This window comes from Streptomyces sp. NPDC005496, assembly GCF_042872045.1.
Taxonomy (GTDB): Bacteria; Actinomycetota; Actinomycetes; order Streptomycetales; family Streptomycetaceae; genus Streptomyces.
The window spans coordinates 328,876-352,556 of sequence record NZ_JBIAJQ010000008.1 but is presented as its reverse complement, the minus strand read 5'-3'; the positions used below and the strand labels follow the sequence as shown (position 1 = coordinate 352,556).

24 protein-coding genes and 1 pseudogene are annotated in these 23,681 nt (G+C 71.3%); 19 read left to right on the top strand and 6 right to left on the bottom strand.

Annotation, left to right across the window (positions count from 1 at the left end; all coding sequences use genetic code 11):
* Positions 1-103: 103 nt before the first annotated feature.
* Complete coding sequence (locus ACFYQQ_RS25695) at positions 104-733, bottom strand: hypothetical protein (protein WP_388905225.1); 630 nt, start codon at positions 731-733, stop codon at positions 104-106.
* Positions 734-1,152: 419 nt separating this feature from the next.
* Between ACFYQQ_RS25695 and ACFYQQ_RS25690 the strand changes: the two genes are divergently transcribed.
* A complete protein-coding gene (locus ACFYQQ_RS25690; RefSeq protein WP_355790750.1) occupies positions 1,153-1,617 on the top strand; it encodes a cyclic nucleotide-binding domain-containing protein in 465 nt (154 codons plus the stop codon).
* Between the two features lie 31 nt (positions 1,618-1,648).
* The gene (locus tag ACFYQQ_RS25685) at positions 1,649-2,317 is read left to right on the top strand and encodes a CBS domain-containing protein (protein WP_355790753.1); all 669 of its coding nucleotides are present in this window, start codon (positions 1,649-1,651) and stop codon (positions 2,315-2,317) included.
* A gap of 213 nt (positions 2,318-2,530) precedes the next feature.
* Here the strand turns inward: ACFYQQ_RS25685 and ACFYQQ_RS25680 are convergent, their stop codons facing one another.
* Together ACFYQQ_RS25680 and ACFYQQ_RS25675 are read right to left on the bottom strand one after the other, a co-directional pair.
* Complete coding sequence (locus ACFYQQ_RS25680; RefSeq protein ID WP_355790756.1) at positions 2,531-3,523, bottom strand: teichoic acid biosynthesis protein C; 993 nt, start codon at positions 3,521-3,523, stop codon at positions 2,531-2,533.
* Between the two features lie 189 nt (positions 3,524-3,712).
* Complete coding sequence (locus tag ACFYQQ_RS25675; RefSeq protein WP_355790758.1) at positions 3,713-4,264, bottom strand: heme-binding protein; 552 nt, start codon at positions 4,262-4,264, stop codon at positions 3,713-3,715.
* Between the two features lie 208 nt (positions 4,265-4,472).
* On the opposite strand from ACFYQQ_RS25675, the gene ACFYQQ_RS25670 reads away from it, so the two are divergent.
* From ACFYQQ_RS25670 to ACFYQQ_RS25615, 12 genes are all read left to right on the top strand, one after another.
* Complete coding sequence (locus ACFYQQ_RS25670) at positions 4,473-5,831, top strand: sensor histidine kinase (protein WP_388905222.1); 1,359 nt, start codon at positions 4,473-4,475, stop codon at positions 5,829-5,831.
* Positions 5,828-6,478 carry a response regulator transcription factor gene (locus tag ACFYQQ_RS25665; RefSeq protein WP_355794987.1) on the top strand — a complete coding sequence of 217 codons (651 nt, stop codon included), beginning with the start codon at positions 5,828-5,830 and terminating at the stop codon, positions 6,476-6,478. Before ACFYQQ_RS25670 ends, ACFYQQ_RS25665 begins: the two co-directional genes overlap by 4 nt.
* A gap of 168 nt (positions 6,479-6,646) precedes the next feature.
* Positions 6,647-7,081 carry a VOC family protein gene (locus ACFYQQ_RS25660; protein ID WP_355794985.1) on the top strand — a complete coding sequence of 145 codons (435 nt, stop codon included), beginning with the start codon at positions 6,647-6,649 and terminating at the stop codon, positions 7,079-7,081.
* Between the two features lie 37 nt (positions 7,082-7,118).
* Positions 7,119-7,877, top strand: a complete 759-nt coding sequence (locus ACFYQQ_RS25655) for a hypothetical protein (protein ID WP_388905220.1) — start codon at positions 7,119-7,121, stop codon at positions 7,875-7,877.
* 157 nt (positions 7,878-8,034) lie between these two features.
* Positions 8,035-8,301, top strand: coding sequence for a hypothetical protein (locus ACFYQQ_RS25650; protein ID WP_356167817.1), 267 nt, complete (start codon positions 8,035-8,037; stop codon positions 8,299-8,301).
* A 157-nt stretch (positions 8,302-8,458) separates the two neighbouring features.
* Positions 8,459-9,061, top strand: coding sequence for a DUF2243 domain-containing protein (locus ACFYQQ_RS25645; protein ID WP_388905218.1), 603 nt, complete (start codon positions 8,459-8,461; stop codon positions 9,059-9,061).
* The gene (locus ACFYQQ_RS25640) at positions 9,061-9,909 is read left to right on the top strand and encodes a cytochrome c oxidase assembly protein (protein WP_388905216.1); all 849 of its coding nucleotides are present in this window, start codon (positions 9,061-9,063) and stop codon (positions 9,907-9,909) included. Before ACFYQQ_RS25645 ends, ACFYQQ_RS25640 begins: the two co-directional genes overlap by 1 nt.
* A gap of 296 nt (positions 9,910-10,205) precedes the next feature.
* Positions 10,206-11,711, top strand: a complete 1,506-nt coding sequence (locus ACFYQQ_RS25635) for a gluconokinase, GntK/IdnK-type (RefSeq protein WP_355788386.1) — start codon at positions 10,206-10,208, stop codon at positions 11,709-11,711.
* 258 nt (positions 11,712-11,969) lie between these two features.
* Entirely contained in the window at positions 11,970-12,809 is an 840-nt protein-coding gene (locus ACFYQQ_RS25630; RefSeq protein WP_355788389.1) for an SDR family oxidoreductase, read from the top strand.
* A gap of 42 nt (positions 12,810-12,851) precedes the next feature.
* The gene (locus ACFYQQ_RS25625) at positions 12,852-14,333 is read left to right on the top strand and encodes a cytochrome ubiquinol oxidase subunit I (protein WP_355788392.1); all 1,482 of its coding nucleotides are present in this window, start codon (positions 12,852-12,854) and stop codon (positions 14,331-14,333) included.
* The gene (locus ACFYQQ_RS25620; RefSeq protein ID WP_356167830.1) at positions 14,330-15,388 is read left to right on the top strand and encodes a cytochrome d ubiquinol oxidase subunit II; all 1,059 of its coding nucleotides are present in this window, start codon (positions 14,330-14,332) and stop codon (positions 15,386-15,388) included. Before ACFYQQ_RS25625 ends, ACFYQQ_RS25620 begins: the two co-directional genes overlap by 4 nt.
* A gap of 52 nt (positions 15,389-15,440) precedes the next feature.
* The gene (locus ACFYQQ_RS25615) at positions 15,441-15,695 is read left to right on the top strand and encodes a hypothetical protein (protein WP_355794502.1); all 255 of its coding nucleotides are present in this window, start codon (positions 15,441-15,443) and stop codon (positions 15,693-15,695) included.
* A 59-nt stretch (positions 15,696-15,754) separates the two neighbouring features.
* Here ACFYQQ_RS25615 and ACFYQQ_RS25610 read toward each other — a convergent pair whose 3' ends face one another.
* Positions 15,755-17,608 carry a glycoside hydrolase family 15 protein gene (locus tag ACFYQQ_RS25610; protein WP_356167833.1) on the bottom strand — a complete coding sequence of 618 codons (1,854 nt, stop codon included), beginning with the start codon at positions 17,606-17,608 and terminating at the stop codon, positions 15,755-15,757.
* A 303-nt stretch (positions 17,609-17,911) separates the two neighbouring features.
* On the opposite strand from ACFYQQ_RS25610, the gene ACFYQQ_RS25605 reads away from it, so the two are divergent.
* From ACFYQQ_RS25605 to ACFYQQ_RS25595, 3 genes are all read left to right on the top strand, one after another.
* Complete coding sequence (locus tag ACFYQQ_RS25605) at positions 17,912-18,214, top strand: hypothetical protein (RefSeq protein WP_355791663.1); 303 nt, start codon at positions 17,912-17,914, stop codon at positions 18,212-18,214.
* A gap of 157 nt (positions 18,215-18,371) precedes the next feature.
* Positions 18,372-19,733 (top strand): hypothetical protein, encoded by a 1,362-nt coding sequence (locus ACFYQQ_RS25600; protein WP_355791660.1) that lies wholly within the window; start codon positions 18,372-18,374, stop codon positions 19,731-19,733.
* A gap of 82 nt (positions 19,734-19,815) precedes the next feature.
* Positions 19,816-21,183 (top strand): chloride channel protein, encoded by a 1,368-nt coding sequence (locus tag ACFYQQ_RS25595; RefSeq protein ID WP_356240852.1) that lies wholly within the window; start codon positions 19,816-19,818, stop codon positions 21,181-21,183.
* Positions 21,184-21,217: 34 nt separating this feature from the next.
* Here the strand turns inward: ACFYQQ_RS25595 and ACFYQQ_RS25590 are convergent, their stop codons facing one another.
* Positions 21,218-21,517: an SHOCT domain-containing protein gene (locus tag ACFYQQ_RS25590; protein WP_355790283.1), complete on the bottom strand. Its 300-nt coding sequence runs from the start codon at positions 21,515-21,517 to the stop codon at positions 21,218-21,220.
* 34 nt (positions 21,518-21,551) lie between these two features.
* The gene (locus tag ACFYQQ_RS25585) at positions 21,552-22,004 is read right to left on the bottom strand and encodes a DUF6325 family protein (protein ID WP_355790286.1); all 453 of its coding nucleotides are present in this window, start codon (positions 22,002-22,004) and stop codon (positions 21,552-21,554) included.
* Between the two features lie 281 nt (positions 22,005-22,285).
* Here ACFYQQ_RS25585 and ACFYQQ_RS25580 point away from each other — a divergent pair.
* Positions 22,286-22,798 (top strand): annotated as a pseudogene (locus tag ACFYQQ_RS25580) (DUF1254 domain-containing protein); the annotation flags it as partial.
* A gap of 156 nt (positions 22,799-22,954) precedes the next feature.
* Positions 22,955-23,617: a DUF1214 domain-containing protein gene (locus ACFYQQ_RS25575; RefSeq protein ID WP_355790297.1), complete on the top strand. Its 663-nt coding sequence runs from the start codon at positions 22,955-22,957 to the stop codon at positions 23,615-23,617.
* The last annotated feature ends 64 nt before the right edge of the window (positions 23,618-23,681 follow it).

Below are 23,681 nucleotides of genomic sequence, written 5' to 3'. Positions count from 1 at the left end.
GGCCCCGGGGTGCAGGGGCCGCAGGTCCCTCGTGGGGACCGGTCGGCCCTACGGCCGTCGGCACGGCGGGGCCCCTCCCCTGGCCCGGCCGTGCCCTGACCGGTCAGCGCAGCCAGCCGTTGTCGCGGACGACCGGCAGGCGGGCCCAGGCCCGGCCCAGCCCCCACGTCGCACCGGCGCCCGCGACCGCGAGGGCGATCAGGACGACGGCGTAGATGACGTGGTAGTCGGCGAAGGGGTTGGTCGACATGCTCGGCGAGCCGTCGGACAGGTGCTTGGCGGGCGGCCATTCGGCGACCCACATCAGCGCCATCATCACGGTGCCGGCAGCCGCGGCGAGCTTCAGCGCGATCCCGCCGATCAGCGCGACCCCGATGCCGAGCAGGCCGAGCATGAACAGCCAGTCGGCCCAGCCGGCGCCCGCCCAGTCGTGGAACGTGGACTCCATGGGGCCCGCGGCGACGCCGCCGAGGAAGCCCTTGGTCGGCGAGCCGCCGTCGATCCAGCCCTTGCCGGACGGGGTGGCGTAGCCGAGGCCGAAGGTCTTGTCGAGGAACGCCCACAGGAAGACGAACCCGGTGAGCAGGCGCAGGCTCGCGAAGGTGTAGGCCCGCGCGGTGTGCGTGTCGGTGCGTGCCGACACGGCGGGCTCGGAGGTGGACGCGGTCCGGTTCCCGCCGGAGAAGGGCAGCTGGAACCTCGGGCTCCGCCGAGGGTGCTCGTGCACGGCCATGATGGTGGTCCCTTCGGGAATCGTTCAGGGATTCGGAGGACATCGGGCCGGTGCCCGACACCGCTCACTCTGGCCGTGCGCCGCGGTCGCCGAAGGATGCCGAAGGTCCGCGTCCTGGGGGCTGAACGGCCCTACTTGGCAGGGCTGTTGAGCGGCCGGCACCCGTCGGTGCGAGGGTCGTCCAGATCTGCGGCCCAGCGTGGGGAAGGAGTCGCGCGGTCCGGTGCCCTCCTGCCTGAGTCCTGCGGTGGCGCGGTCGGCCGTGATCGCCTGTGGGGCTGGGGCCTGAGGGCTGTCGCCGGCAGAGGCGACGGGCGTGCCGGTCGGTCCTGCGCATGGGCCGGGTGGCCCATGGTCCGGCGGCGTCCCGGGGACCACGCTGGAAGCGGCAGGTCCGTCACACGTCCTGGAGGCCCGTCGTGATCACTTCTCCCACGTCCGGCATGCTGAAGTCGCTGCCGGCCGAGCACCGGCAGCAGCTGATGCGTATCGCCCGCGAGGTGTCCTTCCCACAGGGAACCCGCCTCTTCGAGGAGGGCGCGCACGCCGACCGGTTCTGGATCATCCGTACCGGCACGGTGACCCTCGACATGCGCGTGCCCGGCCGCAGGGCCGCCGTCATCGAGTGCCTCGGGCACAACCAACTCGTCGGCTGGTCCTGGCTGTTCGCTCCGCACTCGTGGCATCTGGGTGCCGAGGCGACGACGCCGGTACGGGCGTACGAGTTCGACGCCGCGGCGGTCAAGGCGCTGTGCCGGGTCGACCCCGCACTCGGCGCCGCGGTCTCCCAGTGGGTGGGCGGGATCGTCGCCCACCGCCTGCACTCCGCCCGCACCCGCCTGCTGGATCTCTACGCCCCCTACGGCAGCGGCAGTGCGCGCTGACCGTGTCCGACGCGACGACCGAGGAGACGACATGCACGGCAGCCCGCACATCGTGAGCGATGTGATGACCCACACCGTCGCGGCCGTCGGCCGTGGGGCCGAGTTCAAGGAGATCGTGCGCATGATGCGGGACTGGCAGGTCAGCGCCCTGCCGGTCCTGGAGGGTGAGAACCGGGTGGTCGGCGTGGTCTCCGAGGCCGACCTGCTGCCCAAGGAGGAGTTCCGCGACAGCGACCCGGACCGGGACACGCAGCTGCACCGCCTCTCCGACCTCGCCAAGGCGGGAGCGCTGACCGCCGGTGAGCTGATGACGTCCCCCGCCCTCACCGTCCGCGCGGACGCGACACTGGCCCAGGCCGCACGGACCATGGCGCGCGCCCGTGTCAAGCGGCTGCCCGTCGTCGACGGACTGGGCACCCTGGAGGGCGTCGTCAGCCGCTCCGACCTGCTGAAGGTCTTCCTGCGCGAGGACGAGGAGATCGCCGAGGAGGTACGGCGGGAAGTGGTGTCCTACCTCTTCCCGGCGCCGGCCTCGGCGGTGCGGGTGGAGGTCCGGGAAGGCGTGGTGAAGCTGGTCGGCCGGCTCAGGGACACGTCCCTGGTTCCGGTGGCCGCACGCCTGGTCCGGGCCGTGGAGGGGGTAGTCGACGTGGACTTCGAGGTGACCCGCTCCGACACGCCGGCGAAGCCGGTGGCATAGCGGGGCCCCGGCATGGATTCGTCCCCGGTCCCCGCTACAGCGGCCGCAGGTGGTCCCGTCACGGCCATCGGTGTCGACGGCCCCTGAACGCCTTTTGAACCAGGGCGACTTACTCTCGCCCCGCTCAACGCCCTTTGCAGCGACCCCATTTGGTGCCGGCCCGCCCCACGGACCCGGGGCGGAGACACCCTCCTCCGCCCCCTGCCGTACCCGTCAGACGAGCGCGTTCTTGTAGAACAGGTTGGAGCGGCGGTCACCGGCCTCGCCCGAGGCGAAGCCGAGGAACAGGCGCACCTCGCCGGCCGCCGTCTGGTAGATCGCCAGGCCCTCGGGCTCGCGGAAGGTCAGGGTCGAGCCGGCCTTGGTGAGGACCGGCCCCTGGGCGACCTTCCCGGTGTTGAGGTCGATGGCGGTGACCTCCGAGTCGACGATGTTCCCGTTCGCCTCGTAGCTGGTGCCCGTCAGCACGTAGAGGTACTGGCCGTACGCCGTGTAGCCCTGGAAGACCGACGACGCCGTGTCGAGCGTCGGCATCACGAAGCGGGCCAGCGGGTTGCCGAAGTCACCGGCCGCCGCCGCGGAGAGGGAGTGCACGGAGATGTAGCGGTCGCCGTCCAGGAGGTAGCGCACGATCAGCCGGTTGTTCACCGGGTCGGTCGCGCACGTGTAGGACGTCGCGCCCGCCACGGGCGTGTACTTGGTCAGCGCGGAGGAGGTGTTCGTCAGCGTGGTGCCGCTGGTGAACTTGAAGCGGGCCAGACGCGTCCCGTAGCCGCTGCCGCTCGTGTCGGTCTCCGTCCACAGGTACGTGGAGGTCCCGACGGCCTGGGCGCCTATGGACACCCCGTGGCCGAAGCCGGCGAGGTGCATGTAGCCGACCTGGTTGCCGTCGAAGTCGAGCTGGGTGACACACAGGTCGCCTGCCGTCTCCGACGAACCGTCGCGCCGCTGCACCACGAACAGGCGGCGGTTGACGTTGTCGAAGACGAAACCCTGCTGCACGGTGCTGTCGTGGAGGGTCTTGCCGCGGAACAGGTCGTACGAGGGTTCCGTTAGGTCGAAGCGCGAGGACGCGGGCACGGCGGCGGAGGCCGCGCCCGTTCCCAGTCCCAGGCCCACGGCGGCCAGGCCCAGACCGCCGCCGGCGCGCAGCAGGTTGCGGCGGCTCAGGAACGCGGGGCTGTGGGACGGGGTCGATGAGGACATCGTTTCTCCTTGGCGACTCGGTGACGAGGAAGATCCGAATTTACGACAGCAATCCGCGCCTTCCATCATCGGGTCGCCCGGCTCATGCCCCAACGCGCCTGTCCGGGGCCCGGGTTGACGGCTGCGAGCCCTGTCCCAGGTGACCGCCGGGCCGGGTCCGACGCCGTCCGCGCCGGACCCGTGGCCGGTTCAGCGGCCCAGCGCCGCCACGCCCGCCGCGGCGAACTTCTCGTCCAGGTCCCCGGACGGCGCGCCCGCGACACCGATCCCGGCCACCGGCGCACCCTTGACGGCGACGGGCACGCCACCGGCCAGGAACAGCGTCCCGGGGATGTCCTTCAGGTTCGGGGTCTGCTTCAGTCGGTCGGCGAGCGCCGAGGTGGGCGCGTTCCAGGAGACGGCCGTGTACGCCTTGCGCTGCGCGGAGTCGTAGGACTGCGGGCCGGCACCGTCGCCCCGCAGCGTGACGACGGTGTTGCCGTTGCGGTCGACGACCGCGACGGTGACCCTCTGGTTCTCCTTCTCGGCGGCGTCGAGTGCGGCCTGGGCGGCCTGCGTGGCGGCGTCGACCGTGAGGTGGCTGGACGTGAGGGTGCCGCCGCTCCTCACCTCGGCCACGGAGGCAGCCGAGGTGGCGGGCGACGAGGCGTTCGCGGACACCGTGCCGAAAGTGCCGGCGGCGACGGCCGCGATCACGGCGCCACCGGTGGCGATACGGGCGCGGCGGGAGAGCTTCTGCATGGTTTCGGCTCCTGGTTCGAAAGGGTGGTTGGCTGCTTCCGCCCTCAAGCCTGGTGCCGTGCGGTGCCCGGTCCGGTCGGCGTCACGGCTCGCCCCGGGACGCCGACCGGCCGATGCCGGGGTCAGCCGATCGGATGACCCCGGTGTGGCCCGGGCTGGCGACAATGGGAGTGTTCGGGCAGGCCGGAGCGGTGAAGGAGGTGGACACATGGACACGGAGACCGAGCGGGGCCACGACCGCGACGCGGATGCCTACGGGGCGTACGGCGCGGGCGAGGACCGCGCGGAGGGCCGGTGCGCAGGCGCCGACCCGGGCGCTGCGGAGGCCCGGAGGCTCGGCGCCGTGATGCACGTGGCGTTCTTCCTCCTGCTCGGCGGCGCGCTCGCGCGGTTCCTGCTGCGGCACCCCGGTGAGGCCCGGACGCCGTGGATCATCGCGCTCTCGGCTCTCCTGGCGGTCCTCTACGCCATCCCGTCGCGCGGCTCGTCGGTGTCGCCGTCCGGGGCGGTGCACGACCCCTGGGCGCCGTTCACCCGAGCGAAGGCTGCGGCGCGGGGCGGGGCCGACGGCCGGCTCGGCGCGTGGGGGCTCGGGCGGCCCGCCGCGGTCGTGGCGGTGTGGATGGTGCTCGTCGTGCTCGCGCCCAGCTTCGCCTGGTGCGCCGTGCCGCTCTTCTACACGGGGCTGCGCGTCCTGCCCGAGCGGGCGGCGCTCGTGCTCGTCGCGGTGCTGACGGGGTTCGTCGTGGCGGCACAACTGCGCCTCGCGGGCTCCTTCGACCCGAACCTGCTGCTGGCCCCGCCCGCCGTGGCCGCGATCGCGACGGCCGTCTTCCTCCAGATGGAACGGCAGAGCGTACGGCAGCGGCTGCTCATCGACGATCTGGTCCGCACCCGCCGTGAGCTCGCCGCCTCCGAACGCCGGGAAGGCACTCTGGCCGAGCGGCAGCGTCTGTCCATGGAGATCCACGACACGCTCGCCCAGGGACTGTCGAGCCAGCGGATGCTCCTCCAGGCGGCCGACCTGGTCTGGGAGTCCGACCCGGTCAAGGCCCGGGCCCACGTGCGCACCGCCGAATCCGTCACCGAGCACAACCTGGACGAGGCCCGCCGTTTCGTCCACGACCTGGCTCCGTCCGACCTGGCCCGCGGCGGTGACCTGGCCCAGGCGCTGCGCACCCTGGCCGCACGCGAGTCGCGCGAGCACCTCACCGTCCAGGTCCACGTCGACGACGCGGGCGACGGACCCCGGCTCCCGGAAGGGGTCCGCTCCGCCCTGCTGAGGATCGCCCAGGGCGCCCTGGCCAACGTCCGGGAGCACTCGGGGGCCCGTACGGCCACCCTCACTCTCACTCTGCTGGACGACCGGGTCGTCCTCGACGTGGCCGACGACGGCCGCGGTTTCGTCCCCGGTGAGTTGTCCGCCGCCGCGCCCGGGGTACGGGGCCACGGCGTACCGGCGATGCGCGCCCGCGTGCGTCGCCTCGGCGGCACCCTGACCGTGGAGTCCGCGCCGGGCGAAGGCGCCGTCCTGTCCGCCGCGATCCCCCTGGAGCCCTCCCGATGACCGACGCCCGTGAGACCTCCCGGCGCGTCCGCGTCCTGCTCTGCGACGACCACGCCGTGGTGCGCGCCGGGCTGCTCGCGCTGCTGGACAACGCGCCCGGCATCGAGGTCGCGGGCGAGGCGGGCACGGGAGAGGAGGCGCTCGCGCTGAGCGCGAAGCTGCGTCCGGACGTCGTACTCATGGACCTCCAGCTCGGGGACGGTATCGACGGTGTGGAGACCACCCGCCGCCTCACCACCGGCGACGGTGGCGGCCCGCACGTGCTCGTCCTGACCACGTACGACACGGACGCCGACATCACCCGCGCCATCGAGGCCGGCGCGACGGGCTACCTGCTCAAGGCCGAGCGGCCGGAGGAACTGTTCGCCGCCGTCCACGCCGCCGCCCAGGGCCGCACCACGCTCTCCGCCCCCGTCGCCAGCCGCGTCATGGCCAACCTGCGCAGCCCGCGGCCCACCCTCACCGACCGCGAACGGGACATCCTCACGCAGCTCGCGCAGGGGCTCGGCAACCGCGAGATCGCGAGGGCCCTGTTCATCAGCGAGGCGACGGTGAAGACCCACCTGGGGCGCATCTACGACAAGCTCGGCGTCGACACCCGGGCCGGCGCGGTCGCCGTGGCCAAGGAGCAGCGCCTGCTGCCGTGAGCGCGCCCGGACGGACCTCTCCCCCGGAGTCCCATCACCCGCTGTTCCGGACGGGCCTCGTCTCGCCCCGGGTAGCGGCCACTCCCTGACCGCCACCCCTGCGACTGTCATCACACGACGCCGGGACGCGCAACGCTCCCGGCCCACCCCGTGAGACAGGAGCCGCACATGTCCGTCGACACCGTGACCCATCTGAACTTCCGAGGTGACGCCCGCGAGGCGCTCACGTTCTACCAGTCCGTGTTCGGCGGGGACCTGGCCCTGGTGACGTACAAGGACGCCGGCAACGTCCAGGAGCCGACCGAGGCGGACCAGGTCATGTGGGGCCAGGTCGCCGCCGAGAGCGGCTTCCACGTGATGGCGTACGACGTTCCTTCGCGGATGCCGTGGAACCAGGGCGAGAACGCCTTCTTCGTGTCACTGCGCTCCGGGACGGCGGAGGAGGCCACCGCGTACTGGGAGAAGCTCTCCGAGGGCGGGACCGTGCTGCTGCCGCTGGACCGGGCGCAGTGGGCGCCCCTGTACGGCATGCTGCGGGACCGGTTCGGCGTGACCTGGGTCGTGGACGTCGCCCGTGCCCCCGAGGAGGACGGCGTGTCGTAGGGTCCCGGGAGGAAATCGCCCGTCCCCCGGGGTCCCCGTGCCGCACCTCGCCCGGCTCGTGACCACGCTCGGCGCTCCCGCCGCCTTCTCGGGGGCGGACGCGGCCCCTCGTCTGGAGGGCGACCCCTCGGCGCGGCTGCTGGTCCAGCGGGGTGACACGGAACTGGTCGTGCGGGAGCTGCGGGGTTCGGCGGTGTCCGCGAGCGTCCGCTTCCCGGCGCCCTGGCCGCGGCGGTTCGGTGGGTACGCGGTGTCACCCGACGCCGGTCTCGCGGTCTTCACGGGACCGCACGCACTGCGGGCCGTCGACCGCGCGAAAACCGTGCGGTGGGAACTGCGCCACCGCTGTTGGGCGGGCTGCGCGGGACACACGGCGTTCGACGAGTACGGGGACGACCGCGACCACCGCTACGCGAGCAGCGGTTCGGCCGCTTTCTCCGCGGACGGGAAGCTGCTGTGGGCCCACGTCCTCGGCCCGCTGTCCGGCGAGCAGCCGGACAGGGACCGGGGCGAGGAGGAGTGGCTGGTCCTGGACGCCGCGGACGGCACGGTGCTGGCACGGACCCGGACGCGCACGTCGGCGGCGGGGTCCGTGCACGTGCCGCACCCCGATCCCGGCCAGATGGGTCTGAGCGTCGGTGAGGGCCAGGACTGGCTCGTCGACGCGACCCGCATGCGGCTGACGGGCCGGATCGGCTACCCCTTCGAGGTGTCCGGGCTGCCGCGGGGACTCGGGGACGGCACCTGGTACACGGTCTCCGAGGACGAGAACGCCCTGCACGTCTGGGCCCTCTGACGGAGCCGAGGGCACTCGCGCAGGGGGTGAGGCACGCTCGTCCGGGTGTGCCCCGCCCTTCCGGCGGACGGCGCAACACTTGCCCCGCGTTCACCCCCGTCACCTGAACTCGCCCACCCGACGTGCGGAGTTCCGCGAGCCGACGGAGGGTGAACCCATGGAGATCATCGCTGTCCAGGAAGCCGAGACCCAGCTCGCCGACGACGCCGGGCCCGGCGACGCCCTTCCGCCCACGCCGACCGTCCACGCCGTGCCCGCCGACCCGCCGGGTTCGGGTCAACCGGGCGCCACGACCCTCTGCGGCACGCCGACTTCCGCCATGAAGCGGCTCGCCTACCAGCCCGCCGGCCCCGACTCCTGGTGCCCGCCGGACCAGCAGGAAGCCATGTGCGCGCGCTGCGACTCCACCCTGCACAGCGCCTGACGTCACCCCGGCACCCGTCGCGGCCGAAAGTGACCGGGGCACCGTATCTGGCGGGAAAGGACGCGAGCGGTACGCGGAATGAGTGATTGAGTCGGGCCGCCGGGGCAACCCTGTCCGGACGACGTGCGCGCACCGCCGACGGGACGGAGAACGGGTGATGGCCACCACGACAGAGCCGGGCCGAGGCCGAACGGCCGGGGCGCGGCCGAACAGTCTGCGGCTGCCCGGCATCGTCCTCGGGGTGGGGCTCGGCGGCTTCGTCGACGGCATCCTGCTCCACCAGCTCCTGCAGTGGCACCACATGCTCACCAGCACGAACCACGACCGCGTCGGCGTGAAGTACTACGACCCGGACACCGTGACCGGGCTGGAGATGAACACGGTCTGGGACGGCGTCTTCCACACCGTCTGCTGGGTCGCGGTCATCGCGGGCCTGGGCATCCTGTACGCGCGGGTCACGCACAACCGGCGGGCGGTGTGGGCCTCGCGGGTGCTGTGGGGATGGATCCTGGCCGGCTGGGGCCTGTTCAACCTGGTCGAGGGACTCCTGGACCACCAGATCCTGGGCATCCATCACGTGCACGGGGGTCCGCACCAGGCCTGGTGGGACGCCGGTTTCCTCGTCCTGGGCGGGCTGCTGGTCCTCGGGGGCTTCCTGCTCCAGCGCGGCGGCCGGTTCCACGACCCCACCGAGCCCGGCGATGCCTCCGCCGGCCCGGGCGTGCCCCGCGGTGACGGTCCGGCAGGGAATTCCGCCTGATGGACGGCATGCAGCACACGCATCACCACGACGGCACCGGGCCGAGCCTGCCGGGAACGCTGCTGACCGTTCTGGTCCTGCTCACCGCCGCCGCGGGCTACCTCCTCGCCGTACGCCGGGCCCGCCACCGCAATCCGGTGCTGGGCTGGAGCCGCCTGCGTTCGGCGTCGTTCGTCGGCGGACTCGCGCTCCTCGCCGTCGCGCTGCTGCCGCCGCTGGGCCCGGCGGCGCACACCGACTTCCGCGGCCACATGGCCCAGCACATGCTCATCGGCATGTACGCCCCGCTCGGCCTGGTCCTGGCCGCGCCCGTCACGCTGCTGCTGCGCACCCTGTCTCCCGCGCGGGCCCGCAAGCTGACCGCGGCGCTGCGCAGCCGGCCCGCACGGCTGCCTGCGCACCCCGCGGTGGCCCTGGCTCTGAGTACCGGCACGCTGGGGGTGCTGTACTTCACGCCGCTGTACGGCACCGCCATGGGCCATCCCGCGGGGCACTGGCTGCTGCACGCGCACTTCCTGGCGTCCGGCTGCCTGTTCGCCTACGTCATAGCCGGACCCGACCCCGCCCCGAGCAGGCCCGGCGTACCGGCCCGGCTCGCGTACCTCGGAGCCGCGGTCGCCGCACACGCGCTGGTCGCCCAGGCGATGTACGGCGGCTTCTTCGTCGACATCCACGCCCCGGTCGACCAGGTCCGGCAGGGCGCGGAGATCATGTACTACGGCGGGGACATCGCCGAACTCCTGCTGGCCGCCGCGCTGGTGGCCACGTGGCGGCCCGAGCGGCGCACGAGCGCCAGCAGCCGCACGCGACCGCGCCACCCCCTTGAGCCGACACACGCGCCGGGCTGAGCGGACAGGCTGCGGCGACGGGCTCGTCTCGACGTCTCACGACGTCGTCGAAGTGCGCCGGCGGACGACTGGCGTCAGATTGGAGGTATCGGGACCACCGGCCGGCCGCTACGCCCCGGCGTGCGGGCGAGGAGGACGCTGTCATGAAGCCCGCCACGAGAGCAGTCGGTCAGCGGGATGACACCTGCGGGGGTCCGCTCGTGAATCCTGCCGCCTGCCGGTGCGTCTACGGTGTCCTGGCGGGCCCGTGCTCCCCGTCCCGGCCGACGGGGACATGACGTCCGGGACCGGGACCGATGGCAGACGAAACAGCGGCGGAACAGCCGCGACGCCTGATGCTCGTCGTCGGCGTCGCAGGCTCGGGCAAGTCCACAGTGGGGCGCCTGCTCGCTGAGCAGCTGCGCTGGACCTACCGTGACGCGGACGAATTCCACTCCGCCGCCAACCGCGCCAAGATGGCCGCCGGCCGTCCCCTCACGGACAGCGACCGGGGGCCATGGCTCGACGCGATCGCCCAGTGGATGGACCAGGTCGTCGCGAGCGGCCGGCACGCCGTCGTCACCTGCTCGGCGCTGAAGCGGGACTACCGGGACAAGCTGCTGACCGGGCGGGACGTCCTCCTCGTGTACCTGCACGGCTCGCGCGAGCTGCTGGAGTCCCGGCTGGCCGCGAGAAGCGGTCATTTCTTCCCGGCGGATCTGCTGGACAGCCAGCTCGCCGCTCTCCAGGAACCGGAGCCGGACGAGCACCCGCTGGTGGTGGACGTCGACCAGCCACCGGACGCCGTCGTTTCGACGGTGCTGTCCCTGATGCCGGGACAGGCCGCCGCCGCTCCGGCCACGGCCGGTCCGAACCTCGCCACGGCCTCGCGCGAGCCTCTCTCCCCCAGCCCTGCGGGCACCTCGTGGCGGCTGGTCAGGGACGAACAGAGCGCGGTCGTGGTCCAGCTGGGCGGCGCCCTGCGCGACTACGCGGTGAACGGACGGCCGCTGCTCGACGGCTTCTCCGCGGGCTCCGCCATCACCGGCGGGCGGGGACAACTGCTCGTACCCTGGCCGAACCGCGTGGGCGGCGGACGCTACCGCTTCGCCGGCAGAAGTCTGCAACTCCCCTTGAACGAGGTCGACAAAGGCAACGCGATCCACGGACTGCTGCGCTGGACCCTGTGGCGACCACTGGGGCGTACCGACGACTCGGTCCTGCTCGGCACGACGCTCTGCCCCCAGCCGGGCTACCCGTTCCTCCTCGACGTCCGTGTCGAGTACCGGCTGGGACCGGACGGCCTCACCGTCACCGTCCACGCGACCAACACCGGTCCGGAACCCGCCCCGTACGGGGTCGGCCAGCATCCGTATCTCACGGTCGGGACCGACCTCGTCGACAGCGCGGTCCTGACCGTTCCCGCCCGCTACCTGCTCCCCACCGACGACCGTGGCCTACCCGGGGACCGGGAGCCCGTCGACGGAACCCCCTACGACTTCCGCTCCGCCCGACGCATCGGCGCGCAGAGGCTGGACACCGCATTCACCGGGCTCGACCGTGGCTCCGACGGACTGGCCGTCGTGCGGCTGGCGCACCCTTCGGGCAGTCACGGCCTCGATGTCCGGCTCGGCGAAGGAACCCGTTACGTGCAGATCTACACCGGTGACACCCTGGACGTACGCCACCGGCGGCGGGGGGTCGCCGTGGAGCCGATGTCCTGTCCGCCGGACGCCTTTCGCAGCGGCACGGACCTCACCGTCCTGTACCCGGGCGCGACCCACGTCCTGCGATGGGGTCTGCGCCCGTGGGGGTACTCCTGACGGCATCCGCGCGCTGCCGGCCGGAGCGGTGCGTCCTCGACGGCGTCACCGCCGCTCCACAGGCCGGCGAACGCCTGTGAGGCCTGCTGCGGTCACGGCCGTCTCGGCTCTGGTCCGTCCGGACGAAGCCGCCGACTCCGACGGCCTAACGCGGTTTTCGAGGAGATGCCGTTCGGGGCGTCGGGTGATTGCGTGACGATGCCCAGCCGCACAGGCGCCGGGCTCGGCGCGGAAGCGCAAGCAAGGAGGCTGCACAGCATGGATTCCACGGTGGGAGCGCCTCAGGGGGTGATCCCGGCGCGACTGCTGCACGGCCAGAAGGCTCTCGTGACCGGCGCCAACTCGGGTATCGGCAAGGCCACGGCGATCGGCCTGGGCCGGGCCGGTGCCGACGTGGTCGTGAACTACGTGGCGGGACGTGAGGCCGCGGAGGAAGTGGCCGAGGAGATCGCCTCGTTCGGGGTGCGCTCGGCCGCGTACGAGGGGGACGTGTCCCAGGAGGACCAAGTCGTCGCCATGATGGACCGGATGGTCCAGGAGTTCGGCACCATCGACATCCTCGTGGCCAACGCGGGACTCCAACGTGACGCGCCGTTGGCGGAGATGACGCTCGCCCAGTGGCAGAAGGTCATCGACGTGAACCTCACCGGTCAGTTCCTCTGTGCGCGGGAGGCGGCCAAGGAGTTCCAGCGCCGTGGCGTGGTGCCGGAGGTGTCCCGCTCCGCCGGAAAGATCATCTGCATGAGTTCGGTGCACCAGATCATCCCCTGGTCCGGTCACGTGAACTACGCGTCGTCCAAAGGCGGCGTGCAGATGATGATGCAGACCCTGGCCCAGGAGCTCGCGCCCAAGAAGATCCGTGTGAACGCGGTCGCCCCGGGTGCGATCAAGACACCCATCAACCGCTCGGCCTGGGAGACGGACGAAGCGCTCAAGGACCTCCTGCGGCTCATCCCGTACGAGCGGGTCGGGGAACCCGACGACATCGCTCACGCCGTAGTCGCGCTCGCGTCGGATCTCATGGACTACGTCGTGGGGACCACGCTGTACGTCGACGGCGGCATGACTCTCTTCCCCGGCTTCGCCACCGGTGGCTGAGCGCCGCCCGGCATCTCACCCACACGGACGACGAAGGCGCGTATGCCCACCTCCCTGCACCTGCTGGCGGATGCCCCGGCTCAGCTCCTGCCCGCCCGGGAACTCATGGCCTTCACGCTGGCCTCCCACATCATCCTGGTGCCCCTCGGCGTGGCGTTCCCCCTCATCACCCTGGTGATGCACTACCGCGGGCTGCGCGGGAAGGACGCCACGTCGCTGCTCCTGGCGCGGCGGTGGTCGGCCGTCATGGCGGTGCAGTTCGCGCTCGGCATCGTCACCGGCACGGTGCTGTCGTTCGAGTTCGGTCTGCTGTGGCCAGGTCTGATGGGGCGCTGGGGTGACGTCTTCGGCGTCGGGTTCGGTGTCGAGGCCTGGGCCTTCTTCCTGGAAGCCGTGCTCATCGCCATCTACCTGTACGGGTGGCGGAGGCTGAAGCCGCGGACGCACTTCCTCCTCGGGCTGCCCCTGCCGTTCGCCGCGCTGCTGGGGGCCTTCGGCATCCTGGCCGCCAATTCCTGGATAAACACCCCGCAGGGCTTCTCGCTAGACTCCGGGGGCGAGCCGACCGACGTGAACGTCTGGAAGGCGATCTTCACGCCGATGTTCGGTCCGCAGTACTGGCACTTCGTGGTGGGGATGGTGCTCACCGCGGGCTTCGTGGTGTCGGGGGTCTACGCGACGGGCTGGCTGCGCGGCCGCCGGGACCGCTACCACCGACTCGGTTTCGCCGTACCGTTCACCATCGCCGCCGTCGCCGCCCCCCTGCAGTTCGTTCTCGGTGACTCCATCGCCCGGTCGGTGTTCCACAAGCAGCCGGTGAAGTTCGCCGCGATGGAGATCGTCTGGAAGACCGACACCCGTGTGCCGGAGTACCTCTTCGGCAGACTGAACGAGAACGGCACCGTCTCGGGCGGCATCAAGATCCCGCTGCTCGACTCGGTACTGGCCGGATTCCACGCGGACACCGAGGTGCGGGGACTCACCTCCGTCCCGGCCGACCAGCGGCCCACCGCGACGCAGGCGACGATCGCCCACTGGGCCTTCGACGTCATGGTCCTCATCGGCTCCGGGCTGGTGCTGCTCGCGCTCTGGTACGGATTCGTCTGGCTGCGGCACCGTCGGCTGCCCGCCTCGCCGTGGTTCTTCCGCGCCGCCGCATGCGCCGGCGCCGGTTCCGTCGTGGCGGTCGAGTGCGGGTGGATCGCCACCGAGGTGGGACGCCAGCCCTGGATCGTCTACCAGAACATGAGGGTCGCCGAAGCCGTGACCTCGACCCGCTCCAGCAGTCTGTGGATCATGTTCGGGGTGGTGATCGTGGTGTACGTGTCCCTCTTCGCCTCGTTTCTCGTGGTCCTGCTGAAGATGCGCACGCGCTGGCGGCTCGCCGACTCGACGCGGGGCACACCGGCGGGCACTCACACGCCCGAGGCGGACATCCCCTACGGCCCGCGGGCCGCCGTCCCCGCGGGTGACGCGTCCGCCGCGGGCCCGGGAGGGGGCCGGTCACGAGGTGACGGCCCGTGACCGCGGACCTCATCGCCGTGGTGCTTCTCCTGGCCGTGACCGCGTATGCCTGCGCGGGGGGCACGGACTACGGCGCCGGCTTCTGGGACCTCATGGCCGGCGGTACGGAGCGCGGCCGGCGTCCCCGGTGGCTCATCGACCATGCCATGGCCCCCGTGTGGGAGGTGAACAACGTCTGGCTGGTCTTCGTTCTGGTGATCATGTGGACCGGCTTTCCCGTCCTGTTCCAGACCGTGTTCTCCGCGATGTGGCTCCCGCTCGCGCTGGCCGCTGTGGGCATGGTCCTCCGAGGTGCCGGCTTCGCCCTGCGCAAGCCCTCCCGACGGCTCGCGGGCCGCCGCCTGTACGGTGCCGCGTTCGCCTCGGCCTCGGTCGTCACGCCCTTCTTCCTGGGTGCCGCCGTCGGCGGCGTCGCATCGGAACGCGTGGCTCCAGGTACCGATGCTTCGGCGGACGTCTGGACCAGCCCCACGTCGCTCGCCTTCGGGTTCGTCGCGGTCGCCACCACGGCGTTCCTCGGAGCGGTGTTCCTCACCGGGGACGCACGCAGGTTCGACGCGCCCGAGCTGGTCGGCTACTTCAGGCAGCGCGCGCTGGGCAGCCTCGCCGTGCTCACCGTCCTCGCGGTGGTCACCGGGTTCGTCACCCACGAGGACTCCCCCCACGTGTGGCACGGCCTCACCCACGGTCTCGGACTGCTCTTCGCGATCCTGGCCGGCACAGCCGCTCTCGCGGCCGTCTGGCTGCTGCTGCGGACGCCGGGCCCGTGGGCCCGCGTCGCGGCGGTCGGAGTCGTCGCGTCGGCCGTCGTCGCCTGGGGCATGGCTCAGCGCCCCTACCTGCTCCCCACCTCGCTGACCGTCGACGAGGCCGCGGGCGCCCCGTCCACACTGACGTGGCTGGCGGTCGTGACACTGGTGGCCCTGCTGGTGGTCGTACCGGCCGTGGTCTTCCTCTACTGGCTGGACACCCACGGAGAGCTGGAGGAACTCACCGACTCGGAGCTGGGCGGAGGAAGCGACCCCGACGGTGACCGAGCGGTGTTCGACAGCTGATCGTCCGGCCTTCGAACCTTCTTCGCGCTGCGCTCCGACGGAGGAAGCCGCTGTGACCGACGACGAGATGCTTCTCGGTTTCGCGCTGACCGTGGTGCTCGCCACCGGTTCGCAGATCCTGGCGAACAGGCTGCGCGTCCCCGCCCCGATCGTTCTGTTCCCCGCGGGGTTCGCCGTGGGAGCGACGACGGACGTGGTCCACCCCGACAAGCTGCTGGGACCGGACTTGCCGGACCAGGCCGTCACCGCCGCCATCCTGGCGGTCCCGTCCACCGAGTGGGACCCTCGCACGACAGTCCCGGCGTGATCGCTCCGTACGCCGCCTTCGGCTCCCCAGCGCTGAGGAGTTCACGCCGCCGCGGCGCGCTATCCGCCGCGGCGCTGGTTCTCCCGGAGCATCGAGTCCAGCGTGATCGCCGCGTCGATCAGCGCCAGGTGAGTGAACGCCTGGGGAAAATTACCCAGTTGACGGCCCGTCAGGTCGATCTCCTCGGAGTACAGGCCCAGGTGGTTGGCGTACGTGAGCATCTTCTCCAGCACCAGCCGGGCCATGTCGGTCCGGCCCGCCCGCGCCAGGGCGTCGACGTACATGAAGGTGCACAGGGAGAAGGTTCCCTCGGAGCCTCGCAGCCCGTCGGGGGACGCCTCCGGGTTGTACCGGTAGACGAGACTGTCGCTGACCAACTCGGCTTCCATGGCGTCCAGCGTGGACTTCCACATCGGGTCGTCCGGCGTGATGAAACCGACCGTCGGCATGCGCAGCAGCGAAGAGTCGAGCACGTCGTCGCCGTAGTGCTGGACGAACGCCTGCTTCTTGGGGTCCCAACCACGCTCGAACGTCTGCGCGTAGATCTCGTCGCGCGCCTCGACCCACCGCCCGCCGGCCGCGGGACGACCGTCGTCGTAGGCGATCCGCAGGGCGCGGTCGAAGGCCACCCACGACATCACGCGGCCATAGGTGAAGTCCTTTCGGCCGCCGCGGGTCTCCCAGAGCCCCTCACCCGGCTGGTCCCAGTGGTCGACCAGCCAGTCGAGCAGGGTGTGCAGTGCCTTCCAGCCCCCGTGATCGAGATGCATCCCGTGCTCGTGCGCGAAGTAGATGCTGTCCAGGGCCTCGCCGTAGATGTCCAGTTGCAGCTGGGTGGCGGCCCCGTTGCCGATACGGACCGGCGCCGAACCGCGGTATCCCTCCCAGTGGTCGAGGGTCTCCTCGACCAGGTCCGCGGAGCCGTCGACCCGGTACATGATGTTCAGCGGTCCGGACCCGTCACTCCGGCTGTCGTCCCCCTGCTTCACCCTGTCGTGCAGCCATCCGATGAACGCGGCCGCTTCCTCCTTGAACCCCATCCCCAACAGCGCGTACACCGAGAACGAGGCGTCACGGATCCAGGTGAACCGGTAGTCCCAGTTGCGCTCTCCGCCCAGCTGCTCGGGCAGGCCCGCCGTGGGCGCGGCGACGAGGGCACCGGTGGGCGCGTACGTCATGAGCTTCAGGGTCACGGCCGAACGCTCCACCGCCTCCCTCCAGCGTCCGGTGTAGGTGGACTGTGCCAGCCACGAGCGCCAGAAGGCGACCGTCCGGTCGAAGAGGCGCTCGAACTCCGCCAGTCGGATCTGCTGAGGTGGCCCTCCTGGCGAGGATTCGACGATCAGGCCACGCTGCTGTCCCGCACGCAGGGTCAGGGAGAAACGCACATCACTGTCATGGACCGAGATGTTGTGCAACAACCGCTCGTCCTGCGGCTCACGGACGGTGTGCACGGCGAGGTCCAGTTCGTCCGAGGTGAACACGGCCCCGTGCTCCGTCAGATGCACCTCGTGGGGTTTGCGGCCGTAGTCGAAGCGCGGAGCGACCTCTCCCTCGAACGTCATGCTGCCGCGCACACATCGCAGCATGCGCACGATGCGATGCCGGTCGGTTACGGTCGTGCCGGTCACCGGCATGAAGTCGACCACTTCCCCGGCGCCGTCCTCGGTCATGAAACGGGTCACGAGCACGGCGGTGTCCGGGTGGTAGAGCTGTTTGGTGGTGTACGTGCGCGCAGCGGGCCGCACGGAGAAATGGCCACCCTTCCCATGGTCGAGAAGTGCGCCGAAGACGCTGGGTGAGTCGAAGCGCGGACAGCAGAACCAGTCGATCGTCCCGTCGGTCGTCACGAGGGCGGCGGTCTGCAGATCACCGATCAGTCCGTGGTCTTCGATCAGGGGATAGTCGTTCATCGTCGACCCCTTTCGGCCCGGTCGGCCGAACGCGGAACAAACACCGTCACGCCGCGGATGAGGACCGGGCGGCACTCGATCAGCTTAGGCCGCCGACACCCGTTCGTCCTGACGAGGAGAACCCCCGCGGTGACCGCGATCCCGACCCTGCTGCGGTCCGGGAACCGCCATATCGTGAGGTGCGGACGGCGTGCGGAGCGGGCGTCCCCGCGTCGTTCGAGAACATCTGATTCCTACGGTGAAGGGGACTCGCGTGGGTGTCACGACGTCCTGGGCCGGCAGATTCCGGCTCGCGGCCGTCATGTGCCGGCCGACGGCCACGGGGAGGCCCGGCTCGTCCTGCGGGGCCGTGACTTCGGCGGCTACCTTCAGCTCGCCGTCTGCGAGATCATGTCGTACGGCGCTTCGTCCCTGCAGATCTGCCGGAGACTGCGTGCCATGCCGCAGAACCTGCTCGACGCCTCGCCGTCCCGGCAACGCCCCCTGCTGCAAGCCCCGTTGACATTGCTGCAGGAGTCCGTCGAGCGAGCCTTCACCGATCCCAACCGCCGCGCCATCGCGCAGGGTGCCGACCTCCAGGGTATCGGGGGCAGTTCCCCCCTCTGACCCGGACGTCACAACCGCGGGCACCGGGCCTCCGCTTCCCGACGACGCCATACGGCTCGCCTCCGGTAGCGAGACCCGTCGGCAGCGTCTTTGCTGGACTGGCGGCGGATGCCCCGCCGTTCGCGGTCACCCGCGGAGTGTTCTGCAGGAGATCCGTATGGAACCGCAGCCGGGTCTGCCGGATCCTTCGTACGACAAGGCGCCGACGGGAGTGCCGGACACCGACCTGGCCGACCTCCAGCGCCGCATCCGGGAACTGGAGAGCGGGGGCAAGCCGCGCAGACATCGGTGGCGGTCGGTCCTGTCCGCCGTGGCGGTCACCATCGCCGCGCTGCTGTCCGTCCTGTCGGTCGTCGCGGTGTGGGCCGACAGCATGGTGGAGGACACCGACCGGTACGTCGACACCGTCGCTCCGCTGGCCAAGGACCCGGCGGTGCAGACGGCCGTGACGAACCGGGCCACGTCCGCGATCCTCGACCGGATCGACGTGCAGAAGCTGGTGGACGAACTCTCCTCGGCGGCCGAGCAGAAAGGGGCGCCCCCTGCCCTCGCCAAGCTGATCGGCGAACTCGACGGTCCCATCGAGAGCGGCCTGAAGGAGTTCGTGCGCGGCGCCGTCAACAGGGTCGTGACCGGCTCCGCGTTCGAGACCCTGTGGACGGACGCCAACCGGGCGGCGCACCGGTCACTGGACAAGGCCCTGACGGGCAAAGGCGGCGGCGCCGTGGTCCTGAAGGGCGACCAGGTGACGATCGACATCGGCCCTGTCGTGGAACGGGCCAAGGACGAGCTGGTGCGGTCGGGGTTCAGCCGCGCGTCGAGCATCCCCGAGGTGCACACCGACTTCGTGGTGTTCTCCTCGAACGAACTCGCCGAGGTCAGAACGTACACCCGCATCCTCCAGATCGTCGGCGCATGGCTTCCGGTGATCACCGTGCTCATCGCCGCCGCGGGGGTCCTCCTGGCCGTCCACCGGCGACGCGTGCTGGTGGCGACCGCCCTCGCCGTGGCCGCGGGGATGCTGGTCCTCGGTGTGGGCCTGACGGTGTTCCGCGACATCTATCTCGACCGTCTGCCGGCCTCGGTGTCCCAGGACGCCGCAGCCGCCGTGTTCGACGCCCTGGTCAAGTTCCTGCGCGCCGGCGTCCGCGCGGTGGCCGCCGTCGCCCTGGTGACCGCCTGCGGTGCCTTCCTGTGCGGGCCTTCCCGCGTGGCCGTCGCGATCCGGCAGGCGTGCACCGGTGGCATCGGGGCGGTGCGTGGCGCCGCCGGCTCGGCGGGCCTGCGTCTCGGCGCGGTCGGACGCTTCGTCCACCGGTACAAGCGGTGGATCGGCGGCCTCGTTCTGCTGGCCGCGCTGCTCGTCCTCGTCACCTGGTCGTACCCGAGCACCACCGTCGTGCTGTGGATCGTGGCCGCGCTGCTCCTCGCCCTCGCCCTGCGCGAGTTCCTCGACGACCCCGGCCCGGGGGGCGGCCCGGACCGGCACGACGCCGCGGACGAGGCGCGGTCGTCATGAGCACGCTGTGGAAACTCGAGGGAGTCCGACGACACCCCGCCCGTCGCACTCGGCCCTCCCCCGCTTCCGAAAGACGTACTTCATGACGGTGCCGAACGCCAGCACAGCGCCCGCCGAGGAGCCGGGGACGGAGACCTCCGAGGCCGACCATCTGCGGGACCTCCTGCTCAAGCCCGCGTACCGCAAGGTCCTGGTCTTCAGCTCCCTGATCGGCATCCCCATCTCGCTGGCCGCCTTCTGGTTCCTCGTCGGCCTGCACGAGCTGGAGCACGTGATGTGGGCGGACCTGCCGGACGCCCTCGGCTATGACTCCCCGCCGTCCTGGTGGCCGCTTCCGCTGCTCGCCGTGGCGGGAGTCATCGTGGGGCTGGTCGTGACACATCTGCCCGGGGCGGGCGGTCACGTCCCGGCGTCCGGGCTCCACTCGGGCGGCACCTCGGCCAGGGCGGTACCAGGGGTGATCATCGCGGCGACCGCGAGTCTGCCGCTCGGGGCGGTCCTCGGCCCGGAGGCACCCCTGATCGCGCTCGGAGGCGGTCTCGCCCTGCTCTTCCGCACGCTCGTCCGCGCCCCCGCCACACCCGAGGGCACCGCTCTGCTCGTCGCGGCGGGCGCCTCCGCGGCCATCTCCGCCATCTTCGGCAACCCCCTCATCGCCGCCGTACTCCTGATCGAGGTCGCGGGGGTGGGCGGTCCGCAGTTGTTCGTCGTCCTGCTCCCCGCTCTCCTGTCGAGCGGTGTCGGGGCCGTGACGTTCACCGGCTTCGGGCACTGGACCGGCCTGGAGACGGGGAATCTCAGCGTCCGCTTCCCTACCGCCCCGCCCCGCCTGGACGTCGGGGACGTGGTGTGGTCGATCCTGCTGGCCGTGGCCATCGGCGCGCTGGCGCACCTGGTGGTCATCGGCGGGCGGCTCACCGCCGCCTACGTGGGCTCCTCCCCGTTCGTCAGGACGGTGATCTGCGCGATCGCCGCCGGAGGCTGCGCCGCGCTGTACACGCTCGTCACGGGTCGTACCCCCGTGGACGTCGCCTCGTCGGGACAGGCGACACTGGCCGACCTCGCCTCCGATCCCCACGCCTGGGGTGTCGGTGCCCTGCTGGGCGTCCTGCTGTTCAAGTCCGTCGCGTACATCCTGTGTCTGGGCAGCCTCCGCGGCGGACTGGTGTTCCCCGTGCTGTTCCTGGGTGCGGCCGCGGGAGTCCTGCTCTCCCCACTGCCCGGCTTCGGGGTCATTCCGGCCGCCGCCGCGGGCATGGCCGCGGGGGCCGCGGCCGTCCTGCGCCTCCCGGTCAGCAGCGTGGCCCTGGTGGTCCTCCTGCTCGGGAACGCGGAGACGATCCCCGTGGTGATCCTGGCGGCCGTGACGGCCTTCGTCGTCTCCGAGTTGCTTCCGACGGGCCCGGCCGCCGCCGGCCGCCCGCACGAGGCGAAGCAGGCGGCGACGTGAACGGCTCAGCCGTGGAGAGCCGTCGTCCGGCGGGTCACGCGGCCAGGATGCGGCTCTTCTGGGCCTCGAACTCCGCCTCGGACAGCACACCTTGTTCCTTCAGCTGAGCGAGTTCCTTGAGCTGCGAGATCTTGGTGTCCATGGAGTCGCCGGCCGGGGCCTCGGGTGCGGCAGGCGGAGCGCTGTAGGGCTCCTGGGGTGCGGCCGCGGAGGTGCGCTCCCAGTCCTGTTGCGCCCATCGTCCGGCCTGGCGACGTGACACCCGGTTGGAGACGGCGGTGGCGGTACCGGAGATGACCGCGGTGCGGGCGACACCGCGAAGTAGACCAGGCATGCCGAATTCCTTGTCCTCAGGCGGCCGTCGGCCGCTATGCGTCGGCCCCGCGCTCGACCGCCTCCAGGCTCGCCAAGAGGTCCTCTGCCGGGATCCTTCCGTTGGCCACCATCCGTGCTCCGCTGCGGCGCAGGGCTGCCGCCAGGGGGGCGGCCCACACGTTCTCGTACACGATGACACCCGCTGAGTTGCCGGGTTCGAGGACCGCGGCGGCCTGCTGAAGGTCGTCCTCCCCGAGCAGGCCCGAGGAGGCACCCTCGAAGACGGCCAGGTCGAGCTCGCCGTCACCGTCCATGTCGGTGAGTTCGAGCCCTCTGACCGAACCGTCCGCGTCCTTTCGGACGAAGGAGAGGTCGAGGATGCGGATGATGCGCCGCTCCACGAGTTCGAGCAGCAGAGGCAGCCCTTCGCCGGTCATGCGATTACCCGGGAACTCCAGGATCAGGTAATCGACGGGGCCGAGCTGGGGAAGTTCGTCGACGGTCATACCGGCTCCTCATGGACGGCCTTCTGCCTGCGGCGGTGTCCCGGTCACGTCCCCGGCCGCGCGCGATGCACCGTTTCTCCAGTCCAGCACCGGAGGACCTCACGCGCACGTCGGAAGGTCGAGGCGCCCGCCTCGGGTGAGCTCGACGAGCTTCGGCCCGTCAGCCCGACACCCTGGTTCCGCATGCGCCACTCGACCGGCGGACCCACAGGGCGGGCGGCGGACGGCGCTCGTAGCGTCGGGCCCGGGGCGGGATCCGCCGTAGCGACCTGGAGAAGCCGATGAGCGATGCGTCGATGGAGAAGCTGGCAGCGGAAGCCTGGCTTTACGGATACCCGCTGGTCACGGCCGCGATGACACGAGATGCCATGACCGCTGTCCCGTCGAGGGACGACGCGCGGCGGAAGGCACCGCTCAACCAGTTCTGCTACATGCGCAGCACGCCGGACGCCTCCTTCACCGAAGTGGTGTCACCGAACGCCGACACCCTGTACTCCAGTGCCTGGCTCGACCTGTCCGACCAGCCACTGGTGCTGACCCTCCCCGCCTTCGGCGAGCGGTTCTGGATGGTGCCGATCCTGGACGCCTGATCCAACGTCTTCGCCGTCGTCGGCCGGCGTAAGAACGGTCCCTCCGCCGGCCCCTGCTTGATCGCCGGTCCGTCCTGGTCGGGGGACGTCCCGCCCGGCCTGACGCTCCTGAAGTCGCCCACGAGCGTGAACTGGATCATCGCCCGGTACGCGACCAGCGGCCCGTCCGACTTTCCCGACGTCAACCAGCTCCAGGACGGCACACGGCTGATTCCGCTGTCGCAGTGGACGGGCGACCCGGACGACTACTCCCCACCCACCGACGTCCCGGTGCCCGCCGACGCCGACACCACCACGCCGCCCGTCGAGAGGGTCCACGCTCTCAGCGGCCGTGAGTATTTCGCCCTCCTCAACCGGCTGATGGTGGACAACCCTCCGGACGCCGCCGACGCCCCGCTCCTGCACAGCCTCGCCGGCCTCGGCATCTCTCCCGGCGCGAGCCTCGACGGCCAGTCCCCCGACGTCCTGGCCGCTCTGGACGCGGCTGCGCAACGCGGTCCGGACGTTCTGCGTGCTCACCTCACCCGTGCGGAGTCCGCCGACTCCGGTGGCTGGACCGTGCATCGGGGTCTGGGTGACTACGGAACGGACTACGCGAAGCGCGCGGTCATCACCCGCTTCGGATACGGAGCCAATCTCGACGCCGACGCCTTGTACCCGCACGCCACCACCGACTCCGAGGGCCGCCCGCTCGACGGCGCCCACTCGTATGTGCTGCACTTCGAAGCGGGCCGGACGCCGCCCGTGGACGGCTTCTGGTCCCTGACGATGATGAACGAGCGTCAGCTGTTCGCCGACAACTCGCTGAACCGTTACGCGATCGGCGACCGCAGCGGCATGCGGACCAACCCCGACGGCTCCCTGGACATCTACGTCCAGCACGAGAACCCCGGGACCGACCGGGAGACGAACTGGCTCCCGGCCCCGGCGGGCGCCTTCAACGTCTTCCTGCGTCTGTACTGGCCCCGTGCGTCCGCCCTCACAGGTGAATGGACCGCGCCCGCACTGCAGCGCACCGGCTGAGCTTCACGGATTCCGGCTGCCCTCCGGAACCCGTCCGCCCGGCTCGCACTGGTCGGCCCGAGCT